22 protein-coding genes are annotated in these 24,299 nt (G+C 66.8%); 13 read left to right on the plus strand and 9 right to left on the minus strand.

Going from position 1 to position 24,299, the window contains the following annotated elements; translation table 11 throughout:
- Nucleotides 1–305 precede the first annotated feature (305 nt).
- Nucleotides 306–1,223, plus strand: coding sequence for a peptidylprolyl isomerase (locus ACTZWT_RS16700; RefSeq protein ID WP_444770800.1), 918 nt, complete (start codon nucleotides 306–308; stop codon nucleotides 1,221–1,223).
- Between the two features lie 186 nt (nucleotides 1,224–1,409).
- On the opposite strand, the gene mutS is transcribed toward ACTZWT_RS16700, so the two are convergent.
- Nucleotides 1,410–4,133, minus strand: coding sequence for a DNA mismatch repair protein MutS (mutS, locus tag ACTZWT_RS16705; protein WP_444770801.1), 2,724 nt, complete (start codon nucleotides 4,131–4,133; stop codon nucleotides 1,410–1,412).
- Between the two features lie 172 nt (nucleotides 4,134–4,305).
- Between mutS and pcaF the strand changes: the two genes are divergently transcribed.
- Nucleotides 4,306–5,514, plus strand: a complete 1,209-nt coding sequence (gene pcaF / locus ACTZWT_RS16710) for a 3-oxoadipyl-CoA thiolase (RefSeq protein WP_444770802.1) — start codon at nucleotides 4,306–4,308, stop codon at nucleotides 5,512–5,514.
- Nucleotides 5,515–5,665: 151 nt separating this feature from the next.
- Here the strand turns inward: pcaF and ACTZWT_RS16715 are convergent, their stop codons facing one another.
- Genes ACTZWT_RS16715 through ACTZWT_RS16725 form a run of 3 tightly spaced genes read right to left on the minus strand, consistent with a single transcriptional unit; the run spans nucleotide 5,666 to nucleotide 8,873 of the window.
- Entirely contained in the window at nucleotides 5,666–7,225 is a 1,560-nt protein-coding gene (locus ACTZWT_RS16715; protein WP_444770803.1) for a DHA2 family efflux MFS transporter permease subunit, read from the minus strand.
- Between the two features lie 3 nt (nucleotides 7,226–7,228).
- Nucleotides 7,229–8,398 carry an HlyD family secretion protein gene (locus ACTZWT_RS16720; RefSeq protein ID WP_444770804.1) on the minus strand — a complete coding sequence of 390 codons (1,170 nt, stop codon included), beginning with the start codon at nucleotides 8,396–8,398 and terminating at the stop codon, nucleotides 7,229–7,231.
- Entirely contained in the window at nucleotides 8,391–8,873 is a 483-nt protein-coding gene (locus ACTZWT_RS16725; protein WP_444770805.1) for a MarR family winged helix-turn-helix transcriptional regulator, read from the minus strand. The genes ACTZWT_RS16720 and ACTZWT_RS16725 overlap by 8 nt, the downstream gene beginning before the upstream one ends.
- 213 nt (nucleotides 8,874–9,086) lie before the next feature.
- Between ACTZWT_RS16725 and ACTZWT_RS16730 the strand changes: the two genes are divergently transcribed.
- The 4 genes from ACTZWT_RS16730 (at nucleotide 9,087) to ACTZWT_RS16745 (ending at nucleotide 13,570) form a co-directional block, all read left to right on the plus strand.
- On the plus strand, nucleotides 9,087–9,575 hold the full coding sequence (locus ACTZWT_RS16730) for a Fur family transcriptional regulator (protein WP_322514854.1): 489 nt from the start codon (nucleotides 9,087–9,089) through the stop codon (nucleotides 9,573–9,575).
- 144 nt (nucleotides 9,576–9,719) lie between these two features.
- The gene (locus tag ACTZWT_RS16735) at nucleotides 9,720–10,637 is read left to right on the plus strand and encodes a DMT family transporter (protein WP_444770806.1); all 918 of its coding nucleotides are present in this window, start codon (nucleotides 9,720–9,722) and stop codon (nucleotides 10,635–10,637) included.
- Between the two features lie 104 nt (nucleotides 10,638–10,741).
- Nucleotides 10,742–12,037: a flavodoxin-dependent (E)-4-hydroxy-3-methylbut-2-enyl-diphosphate synthase gene (ispG, locus tag ACTZWT_RS16740; protein WP_444770807.1), complete on the plus strand. Its 1,296-nt coding sequence runs from the start codon at nucleotides 10,742–10,744 to the stop codon at nucleotides 12,035–12,037.
- 198 nt (nucleotides 12,038–12,235) lie between these two features.
- Nucleotides 12,236–13,570: a ferredoxin reductase family protein gene (locus ACTZWT_RS16745; protein ID WP_444770808.1), complete on the plus strand. Its 1,335-nt coding sequence runs from the start codon at nucleotides 12,236–12,238 to the stop codon at nucleotides 13,568–13,570.
- A gap of 12 nt (nucleotides 13,571–13,582) precedes the next feature.
- On the opposite strand, the gene ACTZWT_RS16750 is transcribed toward ACTZWT_RS16745, so the two are convergent.
- Nucleotides 13,583–15,190 carry a Na+/H+ antiporter gene (locus ACTZWT_RS16750; protein WP_444770809.1) on the minus strand — a complete coding sequence of 536 codons (1,608 nt, stop codon included), beginning with the start codon at nucleotides 15,188–15,190 and terminating at the stop codon, nucleotides 13,583–13,585.
- 309 nt (nucleotides 15,191–15,499) lie between these two features.
- Here ACTZWT_RS16750 and ACTZWT_RS16755 point away from each other — a divergent pair, with 309 nt between their 5' ends.
- Nucleotides 15,500–17,134, plus strand: a complete 1,635-nt coding sequence (locus ACTZWT_RS16755; RefSeq protein ID WP_444770969.1) for a putative bifunctional diguanylate cyclase/phosphodiesterase — start codon at nucleotides 15,500–15,502, stop codon at nucleotides 17,132–17,134.
- The gene (locus ACTZWT_RS16760) at nucleotides 17,135–17,557 is read left to right on the plus strand and encodes a BLUF domain-containing protein (protein WP_444770810.1); all 423 of its coding nucleotides are present in this window, start codon (nucleotides 17,135–17,137) and stop codon (nucleotides 17,555–17,557) included.
- A 29-nt stretch (nucleotides 17,558–17,586) separates the two neighbouring features.
- Here the strand turns inward: ACTZWT_RS16760 and ACTZWT_RS16765 are convergent, their stop codons facing one another.
- Both ACTZWT_RS16765 and ACTZWT_RS16770 read right to left on the minus strand, forming a co-directional pair.
- Nucleotides 17,587–18,273: a DUF1345 domain-containing protein gene (locus tag ACTZWT_RS16765; protein WP_444770811.1), complete on the minus strand. Its 687-nt coding sequence runs from the start codon at nucleotides 18,271–18,273 to the stop codon at nucleotides 17,587–17,589.
- A gap of 7 nt (nucleotides 18,274–18,280) precedes the next feature.
- Nucleotides 18,281–19,207, minus strand: a complete 927-nt coding sequence (locus ACTZWT_RS16770; RefSeq protein ID WP_444770812.1) for a polyprenyl synthetase family protein — start codon at nucleotides 19,205–19,207, stop codon at nucleotides 18,281–18,283.
- A 6-nt stretch (nucleotides 19,208–19,213) separates the two neighbouring features.
- On the opposite strand from ACTZWT_RS16770, the gene ACTZWT_RS16775 reads away from it, so the two are divergent.
- The 4 genes from ACTZWT_RS16775 to ACTZWT_RS16790 all read left to right on the plus strand — a co-directional run bounded on the left by ACTZWT_RS16775 (nucleotide 19,214) and on the right by ACTZWT_RS16790 (nucleotide 21,260).
- On the plus strand, nucleotides 19,214–19,366 hold the full coding sequence (locus tag ACTZWT_RS16775) for a hypothetical protein (RefSeq protein ID WP_444770813.1): 153 nt from the start codon (nucleotides 19,214–19,216) through the stop codon (nucleotides 19,364–19,366).
- Complete coding sequence (gene mtgA, locus ACTZWT_RS16780) at nucleotides 19,363–20,046, plus strand: monofunctional biosynthetic peptidoglycan transglycosylase (RefSeq protein ID WP_444770814.1); 684 nt, start codon at nucleotides 19,363–19,365, stop codon at nucleotides 20,044–20,046. Before ACTZWT_RS16775 ends, mtgA begins: the two co-directional genes overlap by 4 nt.
- Nucleotides 20,047–20,182: 136 nt before the next feature.
- Nucleotides 20,183–20,365, plus strand: coding sequence for a 50S ribosomal protein L32 (gene rpmF / locus ACTZWT_RS16785; protein WP_011439415.1), 183 nt, complete (start codon nucleotides 20,183–20,185; stop codon nucleotides 20,363–20,365).
- Between the two features lie 232 nt (nucleotides 20,366–20,597).
- Nucleotides 20,598–21,260 carry a hypothetical protein gene (locus ACTZWT_RS16790; protein WP_444770815.1) on the plus strand — a complete coding sequence of 221 codons (663 nt, stop codon included), beginning with the start codon at nucleotides 20,598–20,600 and terminating at the stop codon, nucleotides 21,258–21,260.
- A 16-nt stretch (nucleotides 21,261–21,276) separates the two neighbouring features.
- On the opposite strand, the gene ACTZWT_RS16795 is transcribed toward ACTZWT_RS16790, so the two are convergent.
- Nucleotides 21,277–21,579 carry a hypothetical protein gene (locus tag ACTZWT_RS16795; RefSeq protein WP_444770816.1) on the minus strand — a complete coding sequence of 101 codons (303 nt, stop codon included), beginning with the start codon at nucleotides 21,577–21,579 and terminating at the stop codon, nucleotides 21,277–21,279.
- A gap of 204 nt (nucleotides 21,580–21,783) precedes the next feature.
- Between ACTZWT_RS16795 and ACTZWT_RS16800 the strand changes: the two genes are divergently transcribed.
- A complete protein-coding gene (locus ACTZWT_RS16800; protein ID WP_444770817.1) occupies nucleotides 21,784–23,535 on the plus strand; it encodes a putative bifunctional diguanylate cyclase/phosphodiesterase in 1,752 nt (583 codons plus the stop codon).
- An 82-nt stretch (nucleotides 23,536–23,617) separates the two neighbouring features.
- Here the strand turns inward: ACTZWT_RS16800 and phaR are convergent, their stop codons facing one another.
- Nucleotides 23,618–24,211, minus strand: coding sequence for a polyhydroxyalkanoate synthesis repressor PhaR (gene phaR / locus ACTZWT_RS16805; RefSeq protein WP_444770818.1), 594 nt, complete (start codon nucleotides 24,209–24,211; stop codon nucleotides 23,618–23,620).
- Nucleotides 24,212–24,299 lie beyond the last annotated feature (88 nt).

Below are 24,299 nucleotides of genomic sequence, written 5' to 3' on the forward strand. Positions count from 1 at the left end.
GTGTGCCGTTCACTCGAGCCGCTATCAACTCATCGTGACGCCCAGCCACCTATCGGGATACAGGCGGAGGCGCGAAATGAACGGTCATCCAGCAATCCGAGGGCCGGCCGCGTGGCCATGGCCGTCGGACGACCTTGATACCCGTGCCAGTGGCGGCAGAGATATGGCTGGGGTAGGGGGATGTCAACGCGCGGCCCGGTGATGGAATTCATCATTTTGACAGAGTTTTCGCGTTGCCAAGGCTCCGTGATTGGGTGACTGTCCCGCCGCCCCCGACACCCCGGCTTTCAGAACAAGGATTTTCCATGACCCCTGCGTCACCCGCAGCCCGATCGGCCCTGCGCTCCGGCATCATAGGCGCGGCCGCGACCGGTTGTCTCGCTTTTGCGCTGCTCGCGAGCCCGATGGCGCGCGCCCAGGATGCCGACCCGGTGCTGGCGAAGGTGAACGGCGCTGAAATCCGTCAGAGCGACGTCACCCTCGCCGAGGAAGAACTCGGCCAGAGCCTGGCCCAGATGGACCCGGCGACCAAGAAAGAGAACGTGCTGGCGTTCCTGATCGACATGAAGATCGTCGCCAAGGCCGCCGAAGACAAGAAGATCGCCGACCGCCCGGAATTCAAGAAGCGGCTCGACTTCGCCCGCAACCGCCTGCTGATGGACGACCTGCTCGGCGTCCAGGGCAAGGCCGCGACCACCGACGAGGCGATGAAGAAGGTCTATGAGGACGCCGCCAAGCAGATTTCCGGCGAGCAGGAAGTCCACGCCCGCCACATCCTGGTCGAGACCGAGGACGAGGCCAAGGCGGTCGCCGAGGAACTGAAGAAGGGCGCCGACTTCGCCGAGCTGGCGAAGAAGAAGTCGAAGGACCCGGGCGCCTCCGACGGCGGCGACCTCGGCTTCTTCACCAAGGACCAGATGGTGCCGGAATTCTCCGCGGTGGCATTCGCGCTGGAGCCGGGCAAGATCTCGGACCCGGTGAAGAGCCAGTTCGGCTGGCACATCATCAAGGTCGAGGAAAAGCGCAACCGCAAGCCGCCGACCTTCGACCAGGTCAAGCCGCAGATCGAGCAGTACGTCACCCGCAAGGCGCAGTCGGACTACGTCGCGCAGTTGCGTCAGGCCGCCAAGATCGAGCGGCTCGACAAGCCTGCCGCCGACGCCGCGAAGCCGGCCGACGCCGCCAAGCCCGCCGATCCGGCCAAGGCGCCGGCGAAGAAGTAAGCTTCGCTTTCGGTAAAGTCCTGAATGATTTCAATGGCCGGGCTCGTCCCGGCCATTGTCGTTTTGTGCACCGGATCAGCCGCGCAAGATCCGTCATTGCGAGGAGCGAAGCGACGAAGCAATCCAGACTCTTGTGCTCGGCGCACTGGATTGCTTCGCTTCGCTCGCAATGACGCGGAACGGAGGTCAATCGGCCTTCGGCAGCTTCGCCTTCAGGGCGTACAGCGCGTCGAGCGCTTCGCGTGGGCTCAGCTCGTCCGGGTGCAGTGCCCTGACCGCCGCAATTAATTGCTCCGCCTCGCTCGGCGGCGACGGCTCGGCCGGGGCGCGCGCGGTGATGGCGAACAGCGGCAGATCGTCGATCAGGGCCTTGGGCTGGCCGCGGTCGTTGGCTTCGAGCTTGGCCAGCACCGATTTCGCCCGCGCCACCACGGACGCAGGCAGCCCGGCGAGTTTCGCCACCTGGATGCCGTAGGAGCGGTCGGCCGAGCCCGGCAGCACCTCGTGCAGGAACACCACCTCGCCGCGCCATTCCTTGACCCGCACCGTGGCGTTGAACAGCCGCGGCAGCCTGGCCGACAGCGCGGTGAGCTCGTGGTAATGCGTCGCGAACAGCGCGCGACATCGATTCTGTTCATGCAGATGCTCGATCGCCGCCCAGGCGATCGACAGGCCGTCGAAGGTCGCGGTGCCGCGGCCGATCTCGTCGAGGATCACCAGCGCGCGCTCGCCGGCCTGGTTGAGGATCGCGGCGGTCTCGACCATCTCGACCATGAAAGTGGAGCGGCCGCGGGCGAGATCGTCGGCGGCGCCGACGCGGGAGAACAGCCGGTCGACGATCCCGATCCGGGCGCGACCGGCCGGCACGAAACTGCCGGTCTGGGCCAGCAGCGCGATCAGCGCGTTCTGGCGCAGGAAGGTCGATTTACCGGCCATGTTGGGGCCGGTCAGCAGCCAGATCTGGCCGGATTTCTGCGCCGGCCCCGGCGACAGATCGCAGGCATTGGCGATGAACGGCTCGCCGGCCCGCTTCAGCGCCTGCTCGACCACCGGATGCCGGCCGCCTTCGATCGCGAAGGACAGCGACTGATCGACTTCGGGCCGCACGTAGTTGTCGTCGACGGCAAGCTTTGCCAGCGCGGTGGCGACATCGAGCAGCGCAAAGGCGTGCGCGGCGGCGCGCAGATCCTCTCCGGCCGCCTCGATCATCGCCGCGAGGCGGTCGAAGATTTCGAGTTCGAGCCCGAGCGCGCGGTCGCCCGCATTGGCGATCTTGGCCTCGATCTCGCCGAGTTCGGCGGTGGTGAAACGGACCTGGCCGGCCAACGTCTGGCGATGGATGAAGGTCGCGTTCAGCGGCGCCGTCATCAGCTTGTCGCCATGCTGCGCGGAGACTTCGACGAAGTAACCGAGCACGTTGTTGTGCCGGATCTTCAGCGCCTTGACGCCGGTCTCGTCGGCGTAGCGCGCCTGCATGGCGGCGACGACGAGGCGCGAGGCGTCGCGCAGCTTGCGGGTCTCGTCGAGCGCGGCCTCGTAGCCGTCGCGGACGAAGCCGCCGTCGCGCTTTTGCAGCGGCAGATCGTCGGCGAGCGCGCGGCTCAGCTCGGCGCACAGATCGCGCGACGGCCGCCGCAGCGCCGCCATCGCGGCGGCGATCTCCTGCGGCGGTGTGGAAAGCTGCGACAGCTGTTGCAGGACCTGATCGGCGGCACCGATGCCGCTGCACAGCGCCGCCAGATCGCGCGGGCCGCCACGGCCGAGCGACAGCCGCGCCAGCGCCCGCGCCATGTCGGGTGCCGCACGCAGCGCGCTGCGGATCTGTTCGCGCAGCCCGCTGTCGGCGACGAAGGTTTCCACCGCATCGAGCCGCCGCGCGATCGCCGTGGCGTCGGTGAGCGGGGCCGCAAGCCGTTGCGCGAGAAGCCGCGAGCCGGCGGCGGTGACGGTGCAGTCGATCGCGTCCAGCAGCGAGCCGCGGCGCTCGCCGGCCAGCGTCCGCGTCAGTTCGAGATTGGCGCGGGTCGCGGGATCGATCGCCATCGTCGAGCCGGTCGCCTCGCGCGACGGCGGCGACAAAGGCGGGCGTTTGCCGAGCTGGGTGCGGTCGACATAGGTGACGCAGGCGGCGGCCGCCGCCGCTTCCAGCCGCGACAGCGCGGCGAGGCCATCCATGGTGGCGACCGCGAAGTAATCGCACAGCCGCCGCTCGGCGGTCGCCGAGTCGAACACGTCGCGGGTCAGCGGCGTCACCGCGGCGAGTTCGCGCAGGCTCGGGCCCAATTCGGCGTCGCTGTACAGCGCGTCGGAGACGATCGCCTCGTTCGGGTTGATCCGCGCCAGCGTCGCCGACAATTCGCCGGTGACGCATTCGGTGACGCTGAATTCGCCGGTCGAGATGTCGATCCAGGCGAGCCCGATGCGGTCGGTCCCGCTGGAGCCGCGGGCGCGGGCGATCGCCAGCAGATAGTTGTTGGCGCGGGCGTCCAGCAGCGTGTCTTCGGTCAGCGTGCCGGGCGTGATCAGCCGCACCACGTCGCGCCGCACCACGCTCTTGCGCGCGCGCGCGGCGGCCGGGTCCTCGGTCTGTTCGCACACCGCGACGCGATGGCCGAGCGCGATCAGCCGGTGCAGATAATCGTCGGAGCGCTCGACCGGCACGCCGCACATCGGGATGTCGAGGCCCTGATGCTTGCCGCGCTTGGTCAGCGTGATGCCGAGCGCGCGCGAGGCGATCTCGGCGTCCTCGAAGAACAATTCGTAGAAATCGCCCATCCGGTAGAACAGCAGGAGGCCGGGATTGGCGGCCTTGATCTCGTGATACTGCTCCATCATCGGCGACGCCTTCGCCGGCGGCTCGGCGGGCGCAGGCAAATCAGGCGGCGGAGCGATGTCGGGGCGGATGGTCATGACCCGATGCATAGCAAAATTCGCCCCGTCCTTCCTACCGCGCCAACGCCGCCATGCACGGTTTCCGCAAAGCCCTGTGCGGCCGGCGCACATTGACCTGCCCCGGGCCGCTTCCTAAAACTCGCCGCCAATTCCGGCCAAAGCCCGGAACGCGCCAGCAAGGGAGAGAATGATGGCCGACGTCTTTATCTGCGACGCAGTGCGCACCCCGATCGGCCGGTTCGGCGGGTCGCTCGCCAAGGTCCGCGCCGACGACCTCGCCGCGGTTCCGATCAAGGCGCTGATGGCCAAGCACCCTAATCTCGACTGGAGCGCGGTCGACGAGGTGTTCTTCGGCTGCGCCAATCAGGCCGGCGAGGACAACCGCAACGTCGCCCGGATGGCGACGCTGCTCGCCGGCCTGCCGGATTCGGTGCCGGCCCAGACCCTGAACCGGCTGTGCGCCTCGGGCCTCGACGCGGTCGGCGCCGCGGGCCGCGCGATCCGCGCCGGCGAGATCGATCTGGCGATTGCCGGCGGCGTCGAATCGATGACGCGGGCGCCATTCGTGATGGGCAAGGCCGGCGAGGCGTTTTCCCGCTCGGCGGAAATCTTCGACACCACGATCGGCTGGCGCTTCATCAACCCGCTGATGAAAGCGCAATACGGCGTCGACGCGATGCCGGAGACCGGCGAGAACGTCGCGGAGGAATTCCAGATCTCGCGCGCCGACCAGGACGCCTTCGCGATCCGCTCCCAGCAGCGCGCCGGCGCGGCGATCGCTTCCGGCTATTTCGCCGAGGAGATCGCGCCGGTATCGGCGCCAGGCGGCAAGGCCGGGCCGATCATCGTCGACAAGGACGAGCATCCGCGCCCGGAGACGACGCTCGAAGGTCTCGCCAAGCTGAAGCCGATCGTGCGCAATCCGGGCACGGTAACCGCCGGCAACGCCTCGGGCGTCAATGACGGCGCCGCGGCGATGATCGTCGCCTCGGAAGCCGCGGTGAAGCGGCACGGCCTGACGCCACGGGCGAAGATTCTCGGCATCGCTTCGGCCGCGGTGCCGCCGCGGATCATGGGCATCGGCCCGGTGCCGGCGACCCGCAAGCTGATGGACCGGCTGGGGCTGAAGATCAGCGATTTCGACCTGATCGAGCTCAACGAAGCCTTTGCCTCGCAGGGCATCGCCTGCCTGCGCCAGCTCGGCGTCGCCGACGATGCCGATTTTGTCAACCCGCATGGCGGCGCGATCGCGCTCGGCCACCCGCTCGGCATGAGCGGCACCCGCCTCGCCCTCACTGCAGTGCACGGCATGGAGAAGCGCGGCGGCAGGCTGGCGCTCGCCACGATGTGCGTCGGCGTCGGCCAGGGCGTCGCGATGGCGATCGAGAAGGTGAACTAGGCACAGCCGGCTCCCTCGCCCCGCTCTTGCGGGGAGAGGGGTGGGGTGAGGGGCGACGCGGGCACTGAGGCTCGGCTGTGTGGAAGCGCCCCCTCACCCGGATTGCTGCGCAATCCGACCTCTCCCCGCGCGCGGGGAGAGGTGAAGTTCGCTACTCCATCACCGCGGCATGATCGGGCGCCTGGCTCTGCTTGCGCAGTGCGGCCTTGGTCGAGCCGATCAGCAGTGCCAGCGGGATGGTGCAGGCGGTGAACAGCATCACCATCTGGTAATCCAGCGCGAAGGCGATGATCTGCGCCTGCGCGGTGACGATGGCGTCCATCATCGCCTTGCCGGTGGTGGTCGCCATGTCGATGGTGCCGGTGATGTTCGGCATCTGCATCGCCTGATTGAACGGGTTGATATGCTCGACCAGCACCGCGTGGGTGGCGCGGGTGCCCGAGGTGAGCTGCGCGATCACCAGCGAGATGCCGATCGAGGAGGCGACGTTGCGCAGCAGCGTCAGCATCGAGGTGCCGTCGGTGCGCAGATGTCCCGGCAGCGTCATGAACGCCACCGTCGACAGCGGCACGAACACGAGGCCGAAGCCGAAGCCCTGCACGATGCTGGTGGTGATGATGGTGCGCACGCTGGTCTGGTCGGTCCAGCCGGTCATGGCGTAGAGCGACAGGCAGGTCAGCGTCAGGCCGGTGGCGATCAGCAGCCGCGCCTCGATGTGCCGCATGATCCGCCCGACCAGCATCATCGCCACGAAGGTGCCGCAGCCGCGCGATGCCAGCAGCAGGCCGGCGGTCATGATCGGAAAGCCCTCGACATTCTGCAGGAACGGCGACGACAGCGCCATGGTGGAGAACAGCACCAGGCCCATCACCGTCATGAACACGCAGCCGCCGATGAAATTGCGGTCCCTGAAGATCGCGAACTGGATGAACGGCTTCGGCGTCGTGAACGAATGCGCGAAGAAGTAGTAGAACCCGACCGCCGAGACGATCGACTCGATGATGATCTCGGGCGAATTGAACCAGTCGAGCTGCTCGCCGCGATCGAGCGCGAGCTGCATCGAGCCGATGCCGACGGCGAGCGCGAGGAAGCCGAACCAGTCGAACCGCAGCTCGTGGTTCTTGTCGGTCTCGTCCATGAACATCAGCAGCCCGATCACCGTGATCGCGCCGAACGGCAGGTTGACGAAGAACACCCAGTGCCAGGAATAGGTCTCGGTCAGCCAGGCGCCGAGCGACGGACCCATGATCGGCCCCATCATCACGCCCATGCCCCAGATCGACATCGCCTTGGCGCGCTCGTGCAGCGCATAGCTGTCGAGCATCACCGCCTGCGACAGTGGCACCAGCGCGGCGCCGAACACGCCCTGCAGCAGCCGGAACGCCACCATCTGGGTGATGTCCTGCGCCAGGCCGCACATCACCGAGGCGACCGTGAAGCCGGCCGCGCAGATGATGAAAATCCGCTTGCGGCCGAACCGGTTGGCGATCCAGCCGACCGGCGCGGTCATGATCGCGGCGGCGACGATGTAGGAGGTCAGCACCCAGTTGATCTGGTCCTGCGACGCCGACAGCGAGCCCTGCATATAGGGCAGCGCGACGTTGGCGATCGTCGTGTCGAGCGCCTGCATGATCGTCGCCGTCATGGCGCAGATCGTCACCATGTTGCGGCGAAAGCCGGGGACCGCCGACGATGTCGCAGCCGCCGGCATCGCTTACTCGCCCTCGTGCGGCGCGGCGTTGGCCGTGCCGAAGCCGAGCAGTTTCGCCAGCGAGCGGCGATGGTCGGTGTCGATCGACACCGTGGTGCTCATGCCGGCCTTGAGCTTCCGCACCATCGGATCGGACTCGTCGAGTTTGATCCGCAGCGGCACGCGCTGCACCACCTTGACGAAATTGCCGGTGGCGTTCTGCGGCGGCAGCACGGCGAATTGCGCGCCGGTGCCGGGCGAAAGCGACGACACCGTGCCGGTGAATTCGTGATCCGGGAAGGCGTCGATGTCGATCGCGACCTTCTGCCCGACGGCCACATAGGTGAAATCGCTTTCCTTCGGATTGGCGTCGACCCACGGCGCCGTGGTGTCGATCACGCTGAACACCGGCGTGCCGGCGGCGACGAAGCGGCCGAGCTGGATCGAATCGACCTGGGTCGCGGTGCCGTGCATCGGCGCGCGCACGGTGGAGAGCCGGAGATTGCGCTCGGCGTCGTCGAGCGCCGCCTTGGCCTGCATGTAGGCGGGAAACTGTTCGAGCGGCAGATCGGGATTGCCGAGCAACTGGTTCAGCGCCGTGTCCTGCTGCTGCCTGGCGAGTTCGAGCTGCGCCTTGGCGGTGACCAGCGCGGCGTTGGCATTGTCGAGATCGAGCAGCGAGCCCGACCGGCTCTCGGCGAGGGTCGTTTTGCGCTCGACGTCGCGCTGCTTGAGGCCGATTCCGGCGTTCAGCAGTTCGATCGTGGCGCCGTAGATCTTCACGTTGGAGCGCAGATTGTTGTAGGAGGTCCTGGCATCGGCGAGCTTGGCGCGGGCCTGCTGTTCGGCGAACCGGTACGGCACCGGGTCGACCTGGAACAGCACGTCGCCGGGAGCGACCACCTGGCCTTCCTTGACGGTAACCGCGACGATCTTGCCGGCGACGTCCGGCGTGATCAGCACCTTCTGCGCGCCGACATAGGCGTCGTCGGTGGTGACGTAGCGGCCGCCCTGCAGGTAGAACGCAACGCCGCCGACCAGCGCGATGATCGGCAGCACCACCAGCAACAGCGTTCGGCGATAGCGCCGCAGGCCGGCGAGCAGGCCCCGGCTCGGTCGTTCGCCCGGGGGCGCACCGGCCTCGTCCGGAGCGGCCTTCTGGTCGGGCGGAAATTTGAGCACGGGATCAGCCATGGCGCTGTTCCTTTCGGTGAGAGTCGGCGTTGCAGACCTGGATCGCATTGCGCAGGTTTTCCTTGATGGTCTCCATCTGCGTCAGCAGCCGCTGCGCATCCGAAGGAGCAATACCGGCCAGCGCGGTCGCGGTGAGTTCGGAGCGCAGCCCCGACAGCTTGCCGAGCAGCGGACGCGCCGCCTTGCGCAGATACAGCCGCTTGACGCGGCGGTCGCTGTCGTCGCTGCGGCGCTCCAGCCAGCCGTGCTCGCACAGCTTGTCGATCAGTCGGGTCAGGGTGATCGGCTGCAGTTCCATCAGCTCGGCGAGTTCGGACTGCTTGAGGCCTTCGGCGCGCTCGACCTTGGCGAGCACCGCCCACTGCGCGCGGGTGATGCCGTGCCGCGCCGCCTGCTTGTCCGCATAGGCGCGCAGCAGCCGCTGCACCTCCGCCAATGTGAACATGAAATGCTGATCGACCGACCCGCGGGTCATGGGACGCCTCGTTTGTGAGTTCGCACAAAGTAAGCAAGCTCATGAATTGCGACAGTATCATCTGCCGCATGAGGCCCCCTGAACTTTCGCATGGCTCGTTCCGTCGGAACCGGCACGGCGTCGCGAGGCTTGTGCGGAGGGGCGTCGTCAACTATCCGTTGGTGCTGCCGTTGGGGACTGCGGCGGGATCTGCTGCTGCGTTGAGGCCATGCGATGACAGCTTTGAAGCCGGCTTTTCCTGCGCCCGGTCACGACCACGACCGCTGCGCCGCGGAAGGCATCGAGCACGCCGAACGGATCTGTGCGGACCGATCACAGAACCTGACGCCGATCCGGCGCCAGGTGCTGAGCGCGCTGCTGTCCAGCCATCGGCCGCTCGGCGCCTACGAGGTGATCGACGAACTGGCGCGGGTGATGCCGCGGCCGGCGCCGATCACGGTGTATCGCGCGCTCGACTTCCTGATGCAGAACGGGCTGGTGCACCGGATCGAAAGCCGCAACGCGTTTCTCGCCTGCGGGCGCGAGCACGACGACGCCTCCGCGGTCGCATTCCTGATCTGCGAATCCTGCGGCTCGGTCGGCGAGATTCCGGCCACCGCCGTCGCGCAGAGCCTGAGCGAGGCGGCGCGGCAGACCGGCTTCACGCCGAAGCTCTCGGTGGTGGAGATCACCGGCGTCTGCGGGCATTGCCAATCCACCTGACGCGGTCTACGCCTTGAGCCATTGGGAGGAGCGTCGCTCGCGCGCGGGCACGCCCGCGACAACACGGCGGCAAGCCGGAGGCGCAATGTCTGTGGACTCTTTCTCTGTCGATTTCTCTCTGCTGGCAAAGCCGATATTCGCCCGATGTCGTCACCCGTAGGCGGCGCGGCCGCCCGGCCGCTGACCGCGGGCGCGATCGCGCTGATGCTGCTGTGCTGCTTCAGCTGGGGTTTCAACCAGATCGCCGTGAAGCTCGTGCTTCCGGACATCCCACCGTTCCTGCAGGCCGCGATCCGCTCCGCCGCCGCGATGATCGTGATCCTGATCATCGCCCGGGTGCGCGGCGTGAAGCTGTTTCAACGCGACGGCACGCTGAAGGCCGGGCTGTTCGCCGGCGTGCTGTTCGGGCTGGAATTCGTGCTGATCTACTACGGGCTGACCTTGACCACGGCCTCGCGCGGGGTTGTGTTTCTCTACGTCGCGCCGTTCGTCGTCGCGCTCGGCGCCTTCCATTTCCTCGGCGAGCGGCTGCGCGGGCTGCAATGGGCGGGGCTCGCCTTGAGCTTCGCCGGCGTCGCGGTGGCGATCGGGGTGCCGCAGCCCAATGTCGATGCGAAGGTGCTGCTCGGCGACCTGATGCTGGTCGGCGGCGGCGCGCTGTGGGGCGCCACCACCCTCGTCGTCAAGGCCACCCCGCTGCAGCGGGCCCCCGCCGAGAAGGGGCTGGCCTACCAGGTGGCGATTTCGGTTCCGATTCTGCTGTTGGCGGCGCTGGTGTCCGGCGAAACCATCGACAAGGTGCCGAGCCCGCTATCGCTGGCGCTGATGGCCTATCAGTCGATCTGGGTGGTCGGGCTGACCTTCCTGCTCTGGTTCAGCCTGGTGAAGACCTATTCGGCCAGCAAATTGTCGGCATTTACCTTTTTTACCCCTTTATTCGGGGTGGCGGCGGGCTATCTGATCCTGCACGAGCCGCTGACCCCGGCCTTCGGCCTGGCGGCACTGCTGGTGATCGCCGGGCTGTATCTGGTCAACCGGCCGGGCAGGGTTCCGGTTCTGTGAGGTCGGATCTTGCAGTTCCCGGCTCCAGAATCCACATCGGCCCGGGGTTCCTGCGCCGATTGATCCATTGCTGACTGTCACAAAAACCTGATATTCCGGACGCCATGAACAAGCTCGAAAATCCGCTGCAGAACGACGTCGCCGGCCCCGCGCCGCGGCACCAAACCACCCAGGTCATGGTCGGCGACATCGCCGTCGGCGGCGGTGCGCCGATCGTCGTGCAGTCGATGACCAACACCGACACCGCGGACATCGAAGGCACCATCCGGCAGGTCGCAGCGCTGGCGCGCGCCGGCTCCGAGATGGTCCGGATCACGGTCGACCGCGAGGAGGCCGCCGCCGCCGTGCCGCATATCCGCGACGGCCTGCGCAAGCTCGGCCTGACCACGCCGCTGATCGGCGACTTCCATTACATCGGTCACAAGCTGCTCGCCGAATACCCGGCCTGCGCCGAGGCGCTCGACAAGTACCGGATCAACCCGGGCAATGTCGGCTTCAAGGCCAAGCGCGACAGCCAGTTCACCGACATCGTCGAGATCGCCATCAAGAACAACAAGGCGGTCCGGATCGGCGCCAATTGGGGCTCGCTCGACCAGGAGCTGCTGACCAAGCTGATGGACGAGAACGCCGCCTCGGCGCAGCCGCGCGACGTCCGCGCCGTGACCCGCGAGGCGATGGTGCAGTCGGCGCTGCTGTCGGCCGCCCGCGCCGAAGAGATCGGCCTGCCGAAGAACAAGATGGTGCTGTCCGCCAAGGTGTCGGCGGTGCAGGATCTGATCGCGGTGTATCAGGACCTGGCGTCGCGCTCGGACTACGCCATCCATCTCGGCCTGACCGAGGCCGGCATGGGCTCCAAGGGCATCGTCGCCTCTTCGGCCGCGCTCGGCATTCTGCTGCAGCAGGGCATCGGCGACACCATCCGGATTTCGCTGACGCCGGAGCCCGGCGGCGACCGTACGCTGGAAGTCCAGGTCGCGCAGGAATTGCTGCAGACCATGGGCTTCCGCACCTTCGTGCCGCTGGTCGCGGCGTGCCCGGGCTGCGGCCGCACCACCTCGACCACGTTCCAGGAACTGGCGCGCTCGATCCAGGATTTCATCCGGGTCGAAATGCCGAGCTGGAAGACCCGCTATCCGGGCGTCGAGAACCTCAACGTCGCGGTGATGGGCTGCATCGTCAACGGCCCGGGCGAAAGCAAGCACGCCAATATCGGCATCTCGCTGCCCGGCACCGGCGAAAGCCCGGCCGCGCCGGTGTTCGTCGACGGCGAGAAATTCCGCACGCTGCGCGGCGAGAACATCGCCGGCGACTTCAAGGCGCTGGTAATCGACTACATCGAGCAGCGCTACGGCGCAGCGCCGAAGCCCGGCGCCGCCCAGATGGTGCCGGCGGCGGAGTAATCCGCCTCTCGGCCTGCGGCGGATCGCCAGGAGATCCGCCAGTGTGCGCGTCCATCGATCGACGATGACGCGGAGCAGTGAGCAGTTTTGCTACATTTCGAGCGAAGCGGTGCGCCTATAGTTGGTTGCATCCCCGCTCATCGCCGGCTTCAGCCCGGAAGACATGCGCGTCCCTGATTTTTCAGATTGGATCGATGCATGCAGTTCACCAGATTGAAGTCCACCCTCGCATTGGTAGCCTTGGGGCTCGCCGCCCTGTGGACGCTTAGTCTTGAGCCGGGCGCGCTGTCGCAGGGCTTCTGGGCGACGCGCACCACGCTCGTCTATGGAACAGGAGTCATGGCGCTCGGCCTGATGTCGGTCGGCATCATCCTCGCGGCGCGACCTGTGTGGTTCGAGACCCCGCTGGGTGGCCTCGACAAGTTCTATCGCCTGCACAAATGGCTTGGACTTTCGGCGCTGGGATTCGCGCTTGCGCATTGGGTGCTGCGCAAGGGGCCGTCATGGATCACCGAACTGGGGCTGTTCGCGATTCCGCCGAAGCCGCCGCACGCGAAGGACGTCCCCACCGGTTTTGATGTGTTTCGCGATTTGCGGGATTTTGCCGCCGAGATCGGCGAATGGGCGCTCTACCTGCTCGTCGCCCTGGTCGCGCTCGCGCTGTGGAAGCGCTTTCCGTACAAGTACTTCTTCAAGACCCATCGGCTGATGCCGATGGTCTATCTGGTTCTGGTGTTTCACGCCTTCATCCTGATCGACCGGAGCTATTGGACAAAGCCGCTCGGTCCGGTGCTGGCGCTGCTGCTCGCGGCCGGCACTGTGGCCGCCCTGATAGCACTGTTCAGAAAGATCGGCATTTCCCGCCAGGCCTCGGGAACGATTGCGACGCTGCGCATCCACGAAGGCAATCAGGTTCTCGATGTCGGAGTCCGCCTCGAAACCGCCTGGCGCGGACATGATGCCGGCCAGTATGCGTTCGTGAACTTCGACGATGTCGAGGACGCTCACCCGTTCACGATCTCCTCGGCCTGGCACAATGACGGGATGCTGCTGTTCACCATCAAGGGTCTCGGCGACTACACCAGCTCGCTGGCCAGCAACCTGCATCTGGGACAAGGCGTCGTGGTCGAAGGACCCTATGGGCGGTTCAATTTCCAGGGCGACAGCGATCGGCAGATCTGGATCGGCGGCGGGGTCGGCATTACTCCGTTCATCGCCCGGCTGCGAGAGCTGGCGCGGGAGGGCCGAACGAATCCGATCGACCTATTCTATGCGACGAACGCGAAGGATACAGCTTTCATTGCCACGATACGGCAACTCGCTCAGCAAACCGGGATTTCATTCCATCTGGTGGACGGATCGCAGGACGAGCGTCTGACGCTGGAGAGCCTTGCAGCCGCGCTGCCGGATTGGAAGCAGACCGATGTGTGGTTCTGCGGACCCAGCGGCTTTGGCGATGCCATGCGCGGCGCGATGATTGCGAAGGGGTTGCCGGCCGCCCGCTTCCATCAGGAGCTGTTCGACATGCGTTGATCCGCACCCGTCTCACGCCGCCCCGTTCCGAAACTCCCTATTCGCAAGGCTCGCCTCCTCCAGGTCGAGGTCGCGCTCGATCCTTCGGCGGGCTTCGTCGGTGATCTTGCCGGCGCGGAGCTGGGCGTGGATGAAGCTTCGCTCGGCCGCGATCAGTTCGCGCACCAGCGCGCGGGCATTGGCGGTCGCCGCATAGGCTTCGTCGTCGAGCGAGGCCGGCAATTGCTGGGCGCGGATGTCGTGGCGCGCGCGCAGCAATTCGACGACTTCGTCGGACAATTCGCGATCGTCGGTCAGCGCGTCGAGCGATTGCAGCGCGGCATCGAGCGCCGCACGCCGCGCGGCGATCTCGCTTTCGTGTTCGGCGACATGCTCGCTCTGGCCGTCGCGGGTGAGCCCGAGTACGCCGACCAGCGCCGGCAGCGTCAGGCCCAGCCCGACCAGCGTGATCAGGATGACGCCGAAGGCGACGAACAGGGTCAGGTCCCGATCGGGAAACGCGGAGCCGTCCGGCAGCGTGAACGGCAGCGCCAGCGCGGTGGCGAGCGACACCGCGCCGCGCACGCCGGTGAAGCCGACCACGAACACCGCGCGCCAGCTCGGACGCCGTTCGCGCGTGCGGATCCGCCTGCTCAGCAGACGCGGCAGATAGGTCGCCGGATAGACCCACAGAAAGCGCGCCAGGACGACGATCGCCGCCACCAGCAGCGTCGCGATCACGATGTCGTCGACCGGAAGCCCCTTCGACCGTTCCAGGATCGCCCGCATCTGAAAGCCGGTGAGCAGGAACAGCAATCCCTCGATCAGATAGATCACCAGATCCCAGAAGAACACGCCCTGCAGCCGGGTCGCCGCCGAGATCAGCAGCGGGCCGTTCCACGAGATGTAGAGGCCGCAGGCCACCGTCGCGATCACGCCGGAGCCGCCGAGATGCTCCGGAATCCAGTAGGCGATGTAGGGTGTCAGCAGCGACAGCGTGATCTCGATCTGCGGATCGCGCGCCCAGCGCCGCAGCCGCAGGCTGAGCCAGCCGATCGCGATGCCGAACACGATCTCGCCGGCCAGGATCGCCACGAAGGTGCCCGACGCCTCGGGCAGCGAGAACGCGCCGGTCATGATCGCGGCCAGCGCGAAGCGATACAGGATCAGCGCGGTGGCGTCGTTGGCCAGCCCCTCGCCCTCCAGCACCACCACGATCCGCCGCGGCAGGCCGAGCTTGCGGGCGATCGCCAGCGGCGCCACCACGTCGGGCGGCGCGACGATGGCGCCGAGCAGGAAGCCGACCGCCCATGGCAGGCCCAGCAGATAGTGCGTCGCCACCGCGACCGCGCAGGCGGTGAAGATCACGCAGCCGATCGCCAGCAGGCCGATCGCGCGCAGATTGGCGCAGAATTCGCGCCAGCTCATCGCCACGCTCGCGGAATAGATCAGCGGCGGCAGCACCAGCAGCAGGATCAGGTCGGGCGGCAGTTCGATCGCCGGCATGCCGGGAATGAACGCCAGCACGATGCCGACCAGCAGCAGCAGGATCGCCGGCGCCACGTGAAGACGGCGCGCCAGCAGCGCGGTCGCCGCCAGCACGGCGAGCAGGATCAGGAAGATCTGGAACTTCGCTTCCACGAAACCCACAACGTCGTGGTCAATAGCCGATTGAGACTGCATCGCCTGGCCGCCGGGTCAGGTCAAGAGAGCCTCGCAAACCGCCGCCTCCGCTGCGCCCGGGTCATCAGCGTAACCATCATATCAACAAGTCCGGTTCAGCTTGCGCGCGCGCGCTAACCCCCCGTTCACCGTCGGGGGACAGCGCCACCATTGGTTATACCTTTGGCAACATTCCCGACGTTTTGTGGGGGTATGGGATCCGTGCACTCCATCACACAAGCCGGGACAGCGCTCGCGGAATCGCGCACGCGCCGGCCATTGCGGACAGTGTCGCCGAAGCAGGCTGCCGGGCTGGCGCTGTCCGCTTTCGCGGCGATCGATTCGGCGCTGGCGATGATCGCTCCCGACGGCCGGATCATGATGGCCAATCCGGCTTTCGGTCTGCTGTTCGGCGATATTTCGTCCGAGGATCTGCTGGCGCGCCTGCAGATCGAGTCCTGGCAGAATCTGGAAGGCAGCGAACGCACCGTGCTGTTTCCGAGCGGCCGCAGCTTCCGGATCCGCACCATGGTGCTGCCCGAAGGCTATTTCGTCTGCGCCGGGGACATCACCGATCAGCTCGCTCAGGATGCGCGCGATGCGCGGCTGGCACGGACCGACCGGCTGACCGAGCTCGGCAACCGCCGATTGCTGCGCGAGCGCCTGCAGGATCTGCTCGACAGTTCGCCCGCGGTCCGTGGCGACTGCGCCCTGCTGACCGTCGATCTCGACCGGTTCAGGGCGGTCAACGATGCGCTCGGCCGCAATATCGGCGACGCCCTGCTCTGTCTGGTTTCGAAGCGGATCCGCTCCGCGGTGTCCGACGCCGACATCGTCACGCGGCTATACGGCGATCAGTTCGGCATCATTCAGTTCGGGCGGGTGCAACCCGAATCTTCGGTCATCCTGGCCAGGCGTCTGTGCGACCTGCTGAGCCGCCCCTATATGCTGGAAGGGCAGTTGATCGACGTGACCGCCCGGGTCGGCATCGCCCCGCTCGCGCTGGACGCCGCCGATGTCGAGCATCTCCTGAAGAATGCCGACCTCGCCCTGAACCGTGCCAGGCAGGACCGCTCGACGGGCTATTGCGTGTTCGAATCCGGCATGGACGAGACCGTGAAGGCGCGCCGCGCGCTCGAGACCGATCTGCGCAGGGCGCTGGCGCTGCGCGAATTTTCACTAGTCTATCAGCCGCAATTCGAATTGCAGACCGGGCGCGTGACCGGCTTCGAAGCGCTGCTGCGCTGGAATTCCCCGACCCGCGGGACGGTGTCGCCGCTCGACTTCATTCCGCTCGCGGAAGAAACGGGCATCATCAATCCGATCGGCGAATGGGTGCTGCGGACCGCCTGCCGTGACGCCGCCAACTGGCCCTCCGACATCACCGTCGCGGTCAATATCTCCGCCGTGCAGTTCACCCACCGCACGCTCGCCACGACCGTTCTGTCGGCGCTCTCCGACAGCGATCTCGATCCGAGGCGGCTGGAGCTCGAGATCACCGAAAGCGTCATGCTCGACGCTCGCGGCACCGCGCTCGGCGTGCTGCAGCGCCTGCGCGGCACCGGCATCCGCGTCTCGCTCGACGATTTCGGTACCGGCTACTCGTCGCTGGGCTATCTGCGCAGCTTCCCGTTCGACAAGATCAAGATCGATCAGAGCTTCGTCCGCGGCACCGCCGAGGACCCCGGCAACCGCGCGATCGTGCGCGCGATCGCATCGCTCGGCCAGAACCTCGGCATGGCGACCGTCGCCGAAGGCGTCGAGACCGCCGAACACATGGAGCGCGTCGCCGCCGACGGCTGCACGCATGTGCAGGGCTATCTGATCAGCCGGCCGATTTCGCCCGAACAGGTCGAGGACTTCCTCGCCGCCGAGAGCGCTGAAGAAGAAGTCAGCCGTGACGATCCGGTCAGGATCGCCTGAATGTCGGATCGGCCCTACCGCTGCGTCTACTGGAGCAGACAACGGATGGACGGCGAGCCGGGGCAGGTCGCTGCCGAGGTCGAATCCATCCTGACTGCGGCGCGCCGCAACAACGCGCGCCTCGGCATCACCGGCGCGCTGGCGATCGGTCGCGGCGTCTTCGCCCAGTTGCTGGAGGGCCCGCGCGAAGCGGTCGAAATGGTGTTCGAACAGATCCAGCGCGACGAGCGGCACGGCGACGTCCAGGTGCTGGCGTTCGGCCCCGTGGCCGAGCGGGCCTTCCCGCAATGGCCGATGGCCAAGCTCGATCCCGCGAACGAAGATCAGGTCCGGCTCGTCGCGTTCGGCGACGACGACGCATCCAGGATGCATCCCGAAGCCCGGCGCCTGCTCGACATCGTCCGCTCCCTGGCGACCGCATAGTCGTTCCGCCGCGACGGATCGGGGCGGCGTCAGATCGCGCTGGCGGCGATGTTGACCATCAGCGCCACCAGCGCCGTGTTGTACACGAAAGACACCACGCCATGCGCTGTCGCGGTGCGGCGGATCTCCCTGTCGGTGATGCCGACATCGGACACCTGCGCGGTCATGCCGATCACGAACGAGAAGTACACGAAATCCCAATAGTCGGGCTCGAACGGTGCGCCGCTGCCGGGAAACGCCAGCCCGCCGGCCTTGCCGCGGCGATAATATTCATGCGCGTAGTGCAGCGCGAAGGTGGTGTGCACCGTCGCCCAGGACAGCGCGATCGTCACCATGGCGAGCGCAAGCTCCGCGGCGCCGCGATACCCGGCGCCGAGTTCGCTGACGATCGCCGCGATGCTGGCGAAGGCTCCGAGCGCCGTCACCATCAGGATCAGGAAACGGCCGTCGTCCTGCAGCACCGCGTTGCGGCGGATGTAGTCGACGCCGCAGCGGACCATCATGGCGAAGGCGAGCGCCAGATAGACGACAACCGAGACGTCCCATCCGATCAGCGCCCGGGTCACCGGCCGCAGCGTCGCGGGCAGCAGCAGGAACGCGACGATCCCGACCGCGATCGAGATGAACAGCCGCGGCCGGGAATAGACCACCCGGACCGCGCGCGGCAGTTTCCTGAAGCGCAGGAGGTGCGGATCCTCGGGCGCTTCGCCGCTCATCCGCGGGTCAGTTCTTCCGTTCGGCGACGAACCGGGCGGCGGCGCGCAACACGTCGCCCTTGTCCCCGAACGGCGCCAGCGCCTCGTCGGCCCGCGCGATCAGATCGCGCACCCGCTGCCTGGCGCCGTCGACGCCGAGCTGGGTGACGAAGGTGGTCTTGCCGAGCGCGGCGTCGGCGCCGGCCGGCTTGCCGAGCGCTGCGGCGTCGCCCTCGACGTCGAGCAGATCGTCGGCGACCTGGAACGCCTCGCCGAGCGCACGGCCGTAATCGTCGAGCGCCTTGTAGTGCTCCGGCTGCGCCTCGCCGAGAATCGCGCCGGCGACGCAGCCGTAGCGCAGCAGCGCCCCGGTCTTCATCTGCTGCAGGCGAGCGACGTCGACCGGCTCGCGGTCGCCGAACCGGCCTTCGCCGGCGAGGTCGAGCATCTGGCCGCCGACCATGCCGCCCAGCCCGGCGCAGCGCGCCAGCACGCGGTTGAGATCGAGCCGCACCTGCGGATCGCGATGCACCTCGTCGCGGGTGATGATGTCGAACGCCAGCGTCAGCAGCGCGTCGCCGGCGAGAATCGCGGTGGCGTCGTCATAGGCCTTGTGCAGCGTCGGCCGGCCGCGGCGCAGGTCGCTGTTGTCCATCGCCGGCAGGTCGTCGTGGATCAACGAATAGCAATGGATGCACTCCAGAGCCGCGCCGACCAGCAGCGCCGAGGCGCGATCGACGCCGAACACCGCCGCGCTCTCCACCGCCAGAAACGGCCGCAGCCGCTTGCCGCCGCCGAGCGTCGAGTAGCGGATCGCCTCCATTAGGCGGCGGGGACGGGCGATCTCGTCGGGTAGCAATTCGTCGGACAACAGCCGTCCAAGCAGGGTTTCGGTATCCTCTGCGGTCGTGTCGAGCCGTTTGGCAAAGTCGATTGTGGAAGTGCCGGTGGCCATTCGGAAGTGCTCCAGATAAAATTCGGCCGGACCATTCATCATGGCACCGGCTTCGTCAATTCGGCGCTCGACGCGGCGGTCAATCAGGGGGCGCAAATGATGCCGGCCAATCCGATCCTCGACGTCGAGGGCCGTCCGACCCGCATCGGGGCGGCATGAGACGGCCGATCCGCGCCGCCCTCCTGACGCTGCTGGTGCTGCTCGCGGCGCCCTACGTTCTCACCCCGTTTTACGGCGCAGGCCATCCGGTTTCGACGCTGATGATATGGCGCTGGCTGACCGGGTCCACGGTGACCCGGGAGTGGGTGGACATCGAACGGATTTCGCCGGCCCTGCCGCGCACCGTGGTGGCCTCCGAGGACGCCAAATTCTGCAGCCATCGCGGTATCGACTGGGACTCGGTAAGTGAAGTGCTCGACAATCTGCAGGACGGCGGCGAGGCCACCCGCGGCGGCTCCACCATCCCCCAGCAGGTCGCCAAGAACCTGTTCCTGTGGCCGGGCCGCAGCGTCGTTCGCAAGGCGCTGGAATTCCCGCTGGCGATGTGGATCGACCTGGTGCTGTCGAAGCAGCGGATTCTCGAACTCTACCTCAACATCGCCGAATGGGGGCCGGACGGGCAGTTCGGTGCCGAAGCCGGTGCTGCCTATGCGTTCGGCCGCCCGGCCAGCCAGCTCACGCAGAAGGAGGCCGCGCTGATGGCCTCGATCCTGCCCAATCCGCGCATCCGCAGCGCAAAGAAGCCGGGACCGGGCGTGCGCCGGCTGGCCGTGACCTATGTGGCGCGGGCGCGATCGGCCGAATTGCAGCAATGCTGGGGCGAAAATAGCGGCTCCTGAGGCGATTTAGACCGCTCCGCGCTCTAGCATTGCGGCCGACCTTCCGTTATAAGCCCGGCCTAGCTTTACGCCTGCGCGCGAGTGCCGGGCCGTCCCGCCGTGGACGACGAGATCAATCCCGTCAAGGATCACTGAAATGGCCGTTCCGAGAAGAAAAACTTCGCCCTCGCGGCGTGGCATGCGCCGGTCGGCGGACGCGCTCAAGCGCCCGACCTACGCGGAAGACAAGGATTCCGGCGAACTGCGCCGCCCGCATCATCTCGACCTCAAGACCGGGATGTACAAGGGTCGCCAGGTGATCAAGAAGAAGGACGCCTGAGCCGGGCTCAGGCGCTCCCGGCGCAGCCTGGCCGCGCCGCTTTGCGGGCTTGCCAGTGCTGACCGGCGATACCGTGACGTCGCTGATCCGCGACGTCGGGATCCTGATGTGATCCGACGTCATCGCCCCCGACGCCCGAATTCGTTCCAACTGTTGCGTTAGAGAGTATCCGCCGGTCGCCCGGACGGTCGCCCGTTGATTTGTGGTCTTTCTGAACAACAGGTTCTTGCCGATGTCGATTATCGGTTTCCCGCTGCTGCTGATCCCGATCGCGATCTGCAACATCGTCGTCTTCCTGATGCCGGGTGTCGGTTTCGACGCGGTCTTCAGCCGGATCCCCCTGCCTTCTGGCGCAGTCTGGACCCTCACCGCCGGTGACATCCTGGTGGCATTCGGCGTGCTGATGTTGCTGTTCGAGGTGATCAAGGCCGGTCGCCCGGGCGCCCGCTATTTCACCGACCATCTGCTGTCACTGCTGGTGTTGTGCGGCACGGTCGCCGAATTCGTCATGTTGCCGCAGTTCGCCAACGCCACGGTGTTTCTGCTGGCGACGCTGATGCTGGTCGATTTCCTCGCCGGCATCGCGCTGCGCAATCGTCCGGCCCGCAATCGTCCGGCTCGCGAGGGTCGCAGCGCCCCGGCAGCCAAACGCGACCAGCCGCAGCAGACCCCGGTCGCCCCGTCGCCCGCCACCGCCGCTGAAACGCCTGCCCCAGCGGCGCCGGTCGCTGTGCCGTCGGCTTCGACCGAGGCCTCGAGATCGGCGGCCTCGATCGCAGAAGCGGTGCTGCTGGATCGGCCGCAGCCGGTCACAGCCGCCGCGGCATCGCCGCGGGTGCAGTCGCCCCGGTTGCAGCCGGCCGAGGACGCCGTGGGCGGTCAGCCGCCGCGGTGAAGACGGTCGCGTCGGATCAGGAAAAACGTCGGGTCCGCCCGGACGCCGCATAGGCGCTGGCCGTCCGATACGCCGCCGTGGCCTGGCCCGGCTCGGCGCGATCCATCGCGCGGGTCTGCGGATAGCCCCGATCGATCGCCATCAATTGGGCGACGAAATTCGCCGAGGGGCGGACCGGCTGGTCGGTGTATCTGATCCGCCGCCGGCTCTGAGCCGTCAGCGGCACCGGCATCGGTTCGATCAGCTCGGCGTCGACAGCGTCGGCCGCTTCGCAACCGCCAATGTCATCCTCACTGTGATCGACCCAGATGTTCGCCATCTCTGTATGCCTGAACCATGTCGGGACACGTGCAGCGCCCGTAACGGTAACATCGCAAGGATCATGCCGCTCGGACGTGGATCGTTCCGACCCGCCTGTGAAATAGGTTTCCAGATTGTTAACGATCACACCCTAGCGTGAGCAAGGTAGACCGCCGTACTCTGCGGTGGAGAATCAACCGAATCGTTCCGAAACGAGGCAGTGGTGTCGCCAGCCGATCCTGCGTCCGACCAGCCGATCGCGGGCACCGATTCATTGGTCCCCGATCCCGCAGCGATCCTGCACGCACTCGGGCAGGCGGCGTTCGTCTGGGAGCTCGCGACCGACGCCATCGTCTGGACCGGCCCGACCGCCGTGCTGTTTCAGGACATTCTCGCCGAGACGCTGTCGACCGGGGCAGGCTACGCCGCGCTGCTCGAGCCGTCGCGGACGATCCGCGCCGATGCACTGCTCAACGCCGCCGCGGCGGCCGGCGCAAATTGCGTGCCCTATCGGATCGAGTACGGCGTCCGCGCCGCAACCTCGTCGCCGATCATCTGGATCGAAGAGAGCGGCTACTGGTATCCGGGACTCGATGGGCGGCCGGCGCGCGTCGAGGGCGTCGTCCGCATCAACAACGAACGGCACGCCCGCGACGAGCAATTGCTGAAGCTGTCGCAATATGACCCGCTGACCGGCGAACTCAACCGCACCCACCTCGTCGCGGCGCTGGCCGGGGCGATCGAGGAAGCCTCGCGCTTCCGCAACAGCCTCTGCTTCATGCTGATCGGGATCGATCATCTGTCGCGAATCAATGATTCCTTCGGCTTCGACGTCGCCGACGAAGTGATCTGCACCTTCGCCCAGCGGATCCGCGCGCGGTTGCGTGCCGGCGACCAGCTCGGCCGGTTTTCCGGCAACAAGTTCGGCGTGGTGCTGAAAGCCTGCACCATCGACGACGCCCACATCGCCGCGGAGCGGTTCCTCGCCGCGATCCGCGACGAGATCATCCCGACCCGATCCGGTCCGGTGTCGATCACCGCGTCGATCGGCGCGATCAGTTCGCCACGCCACGCCCGCACCGCCGACGAGGCGATCAATCGCGCCCAGGAGGCGCTGGCCGCGGCGAAGCATCGGCGCTGCGGCGCGTTTTCGATGTGGCGGCCGAATGTCGAGCGCGACGCCCAGCGCCGGGTCAATATCCGGGTCACCGACGAGATCGTCACCGCGCTGAACGAACGCCGGATCGTGCTGGCCTACGAGCCGGTGGTCGACGCCGCGACCCGCGCGCCGGCGTTTCACGAATGCCTGGTCCGGATGAAGCAGCACGACGGCCAGGTACTGCTGGCGCCCGATATCGTGCCTGTCGCAGAACGGCTCGGGCTGATCCGGCTGGTCGATCACCGCGTGCTCGAACTCGTCGTCGCCGAACTCGCCGCCGCGCCGCAAATGACGCTCAGCCTCAATATCTCGCCCGACACCACGATGGACGCCGACTGGTGGGCCGGAATCGAATCGCTGATGCTGGCGCATTCCGGCGTCGCCGAGCGGCTGATCGTCGAGATCACCGAGACGGTGGCGATCCAGGACATCGAGGAAGTCCGCGGCTTCGTCAACCGGCTGAAAAAATTGGGCTCGAAGATCGCGATCGACGATTTCGGCGCCGGCTACACCTCGTTCCGCAATCTGCGCAATCTCGGCGTCGATATCGTGAAGATCGACGGCGCCTTCGTGCAGAACATCGCGCGCTCGGCCGACGACCGCGCCTTCGTCCAGACCCTGATCGATCTGGCGCGGCGGCTCGGGATCAAGACGGTGGCGGAATGGGTGCAGGACGAAGAGTCCGCGCTGATGCTGCGCGACTGGGGCTGCGATTACATCCAGGGCCGGCTCACCGGCCTGGCCTCGCAGCGTCGTCCATGGGACACGCCGGCCGCGACGGAGACCGCCGCGGTCCGGGAGCGCATCGTGAACTGAGCGTATCGTGAACTAAGCGCGTGGCCCGCAAGACCGTTGGCCGGTCTCGCGGTCAGGATACGCGTCCTGCAGAAAATCCCGACTACTCTTCTTTCTTCGGCTGCTCGAGCGACATCCGGTCGAGCCGCTCCTGCATGTCTCGCATCTGCCGGCGCAGGTCGTCGATATTGTCGGCCTCGCGCACCGGCTCCGCGACGGCCGCCTCGGCGTCGACCTCGTGGTTCGGCTTGCGCGGCACGAACATCGAGAAGGTCTGCTGAAACAGCTCCATGTTGCGGCGGACGGTTTCCTCGAGCGGCGCGAACGGCGTCATGCTCAAGGTCGAGGTCATCTGCTTGCGGAATTTTTCCTGCTCGCGGGTGAGCGAGTCGATCGACTGTTCGAGATATTTAGGTACCACCATCTGCATGCTGTCGCCGTAGAACCGGATCAGCTGGCGCAGGAAGGTGGTCGGCAGCAGGTTCTGCCCGGCCTTGTTCTCCTGTTCGAAGATGATCTGCGCAAGCACCGAACGCGTAATGTCGTCGCCGGTCTTGGCGTCGTAGACGAGGAAATCCTCGCCGTCCTTCACCATCGTCGCGAGATCTTCGAGTGTGACGTAAGTACTGGTGCCGGTGTTGTAGAGCCGCCGGTTCGCATATTTTTTGATTGTCGTTGGTTGGTCTGATTTCGCCATGGCACCCACACGCATGGAGGAAAGGAACCCGCCGCTCCCGACAGCGGGGCAGAACGCAATGCAATAAAGTAAGCACTTCCAATGCGGT

This window comes from Rhodopseudomonas sp. NSM, assembly GCF_052445935.1.
Classification (GTDB): domain Bacteria; phylum Pseudomonadota; class Alphaproteobacteria; order Rhizobiales; family Xanthobacteraceae; genus Rhodopseudomonas.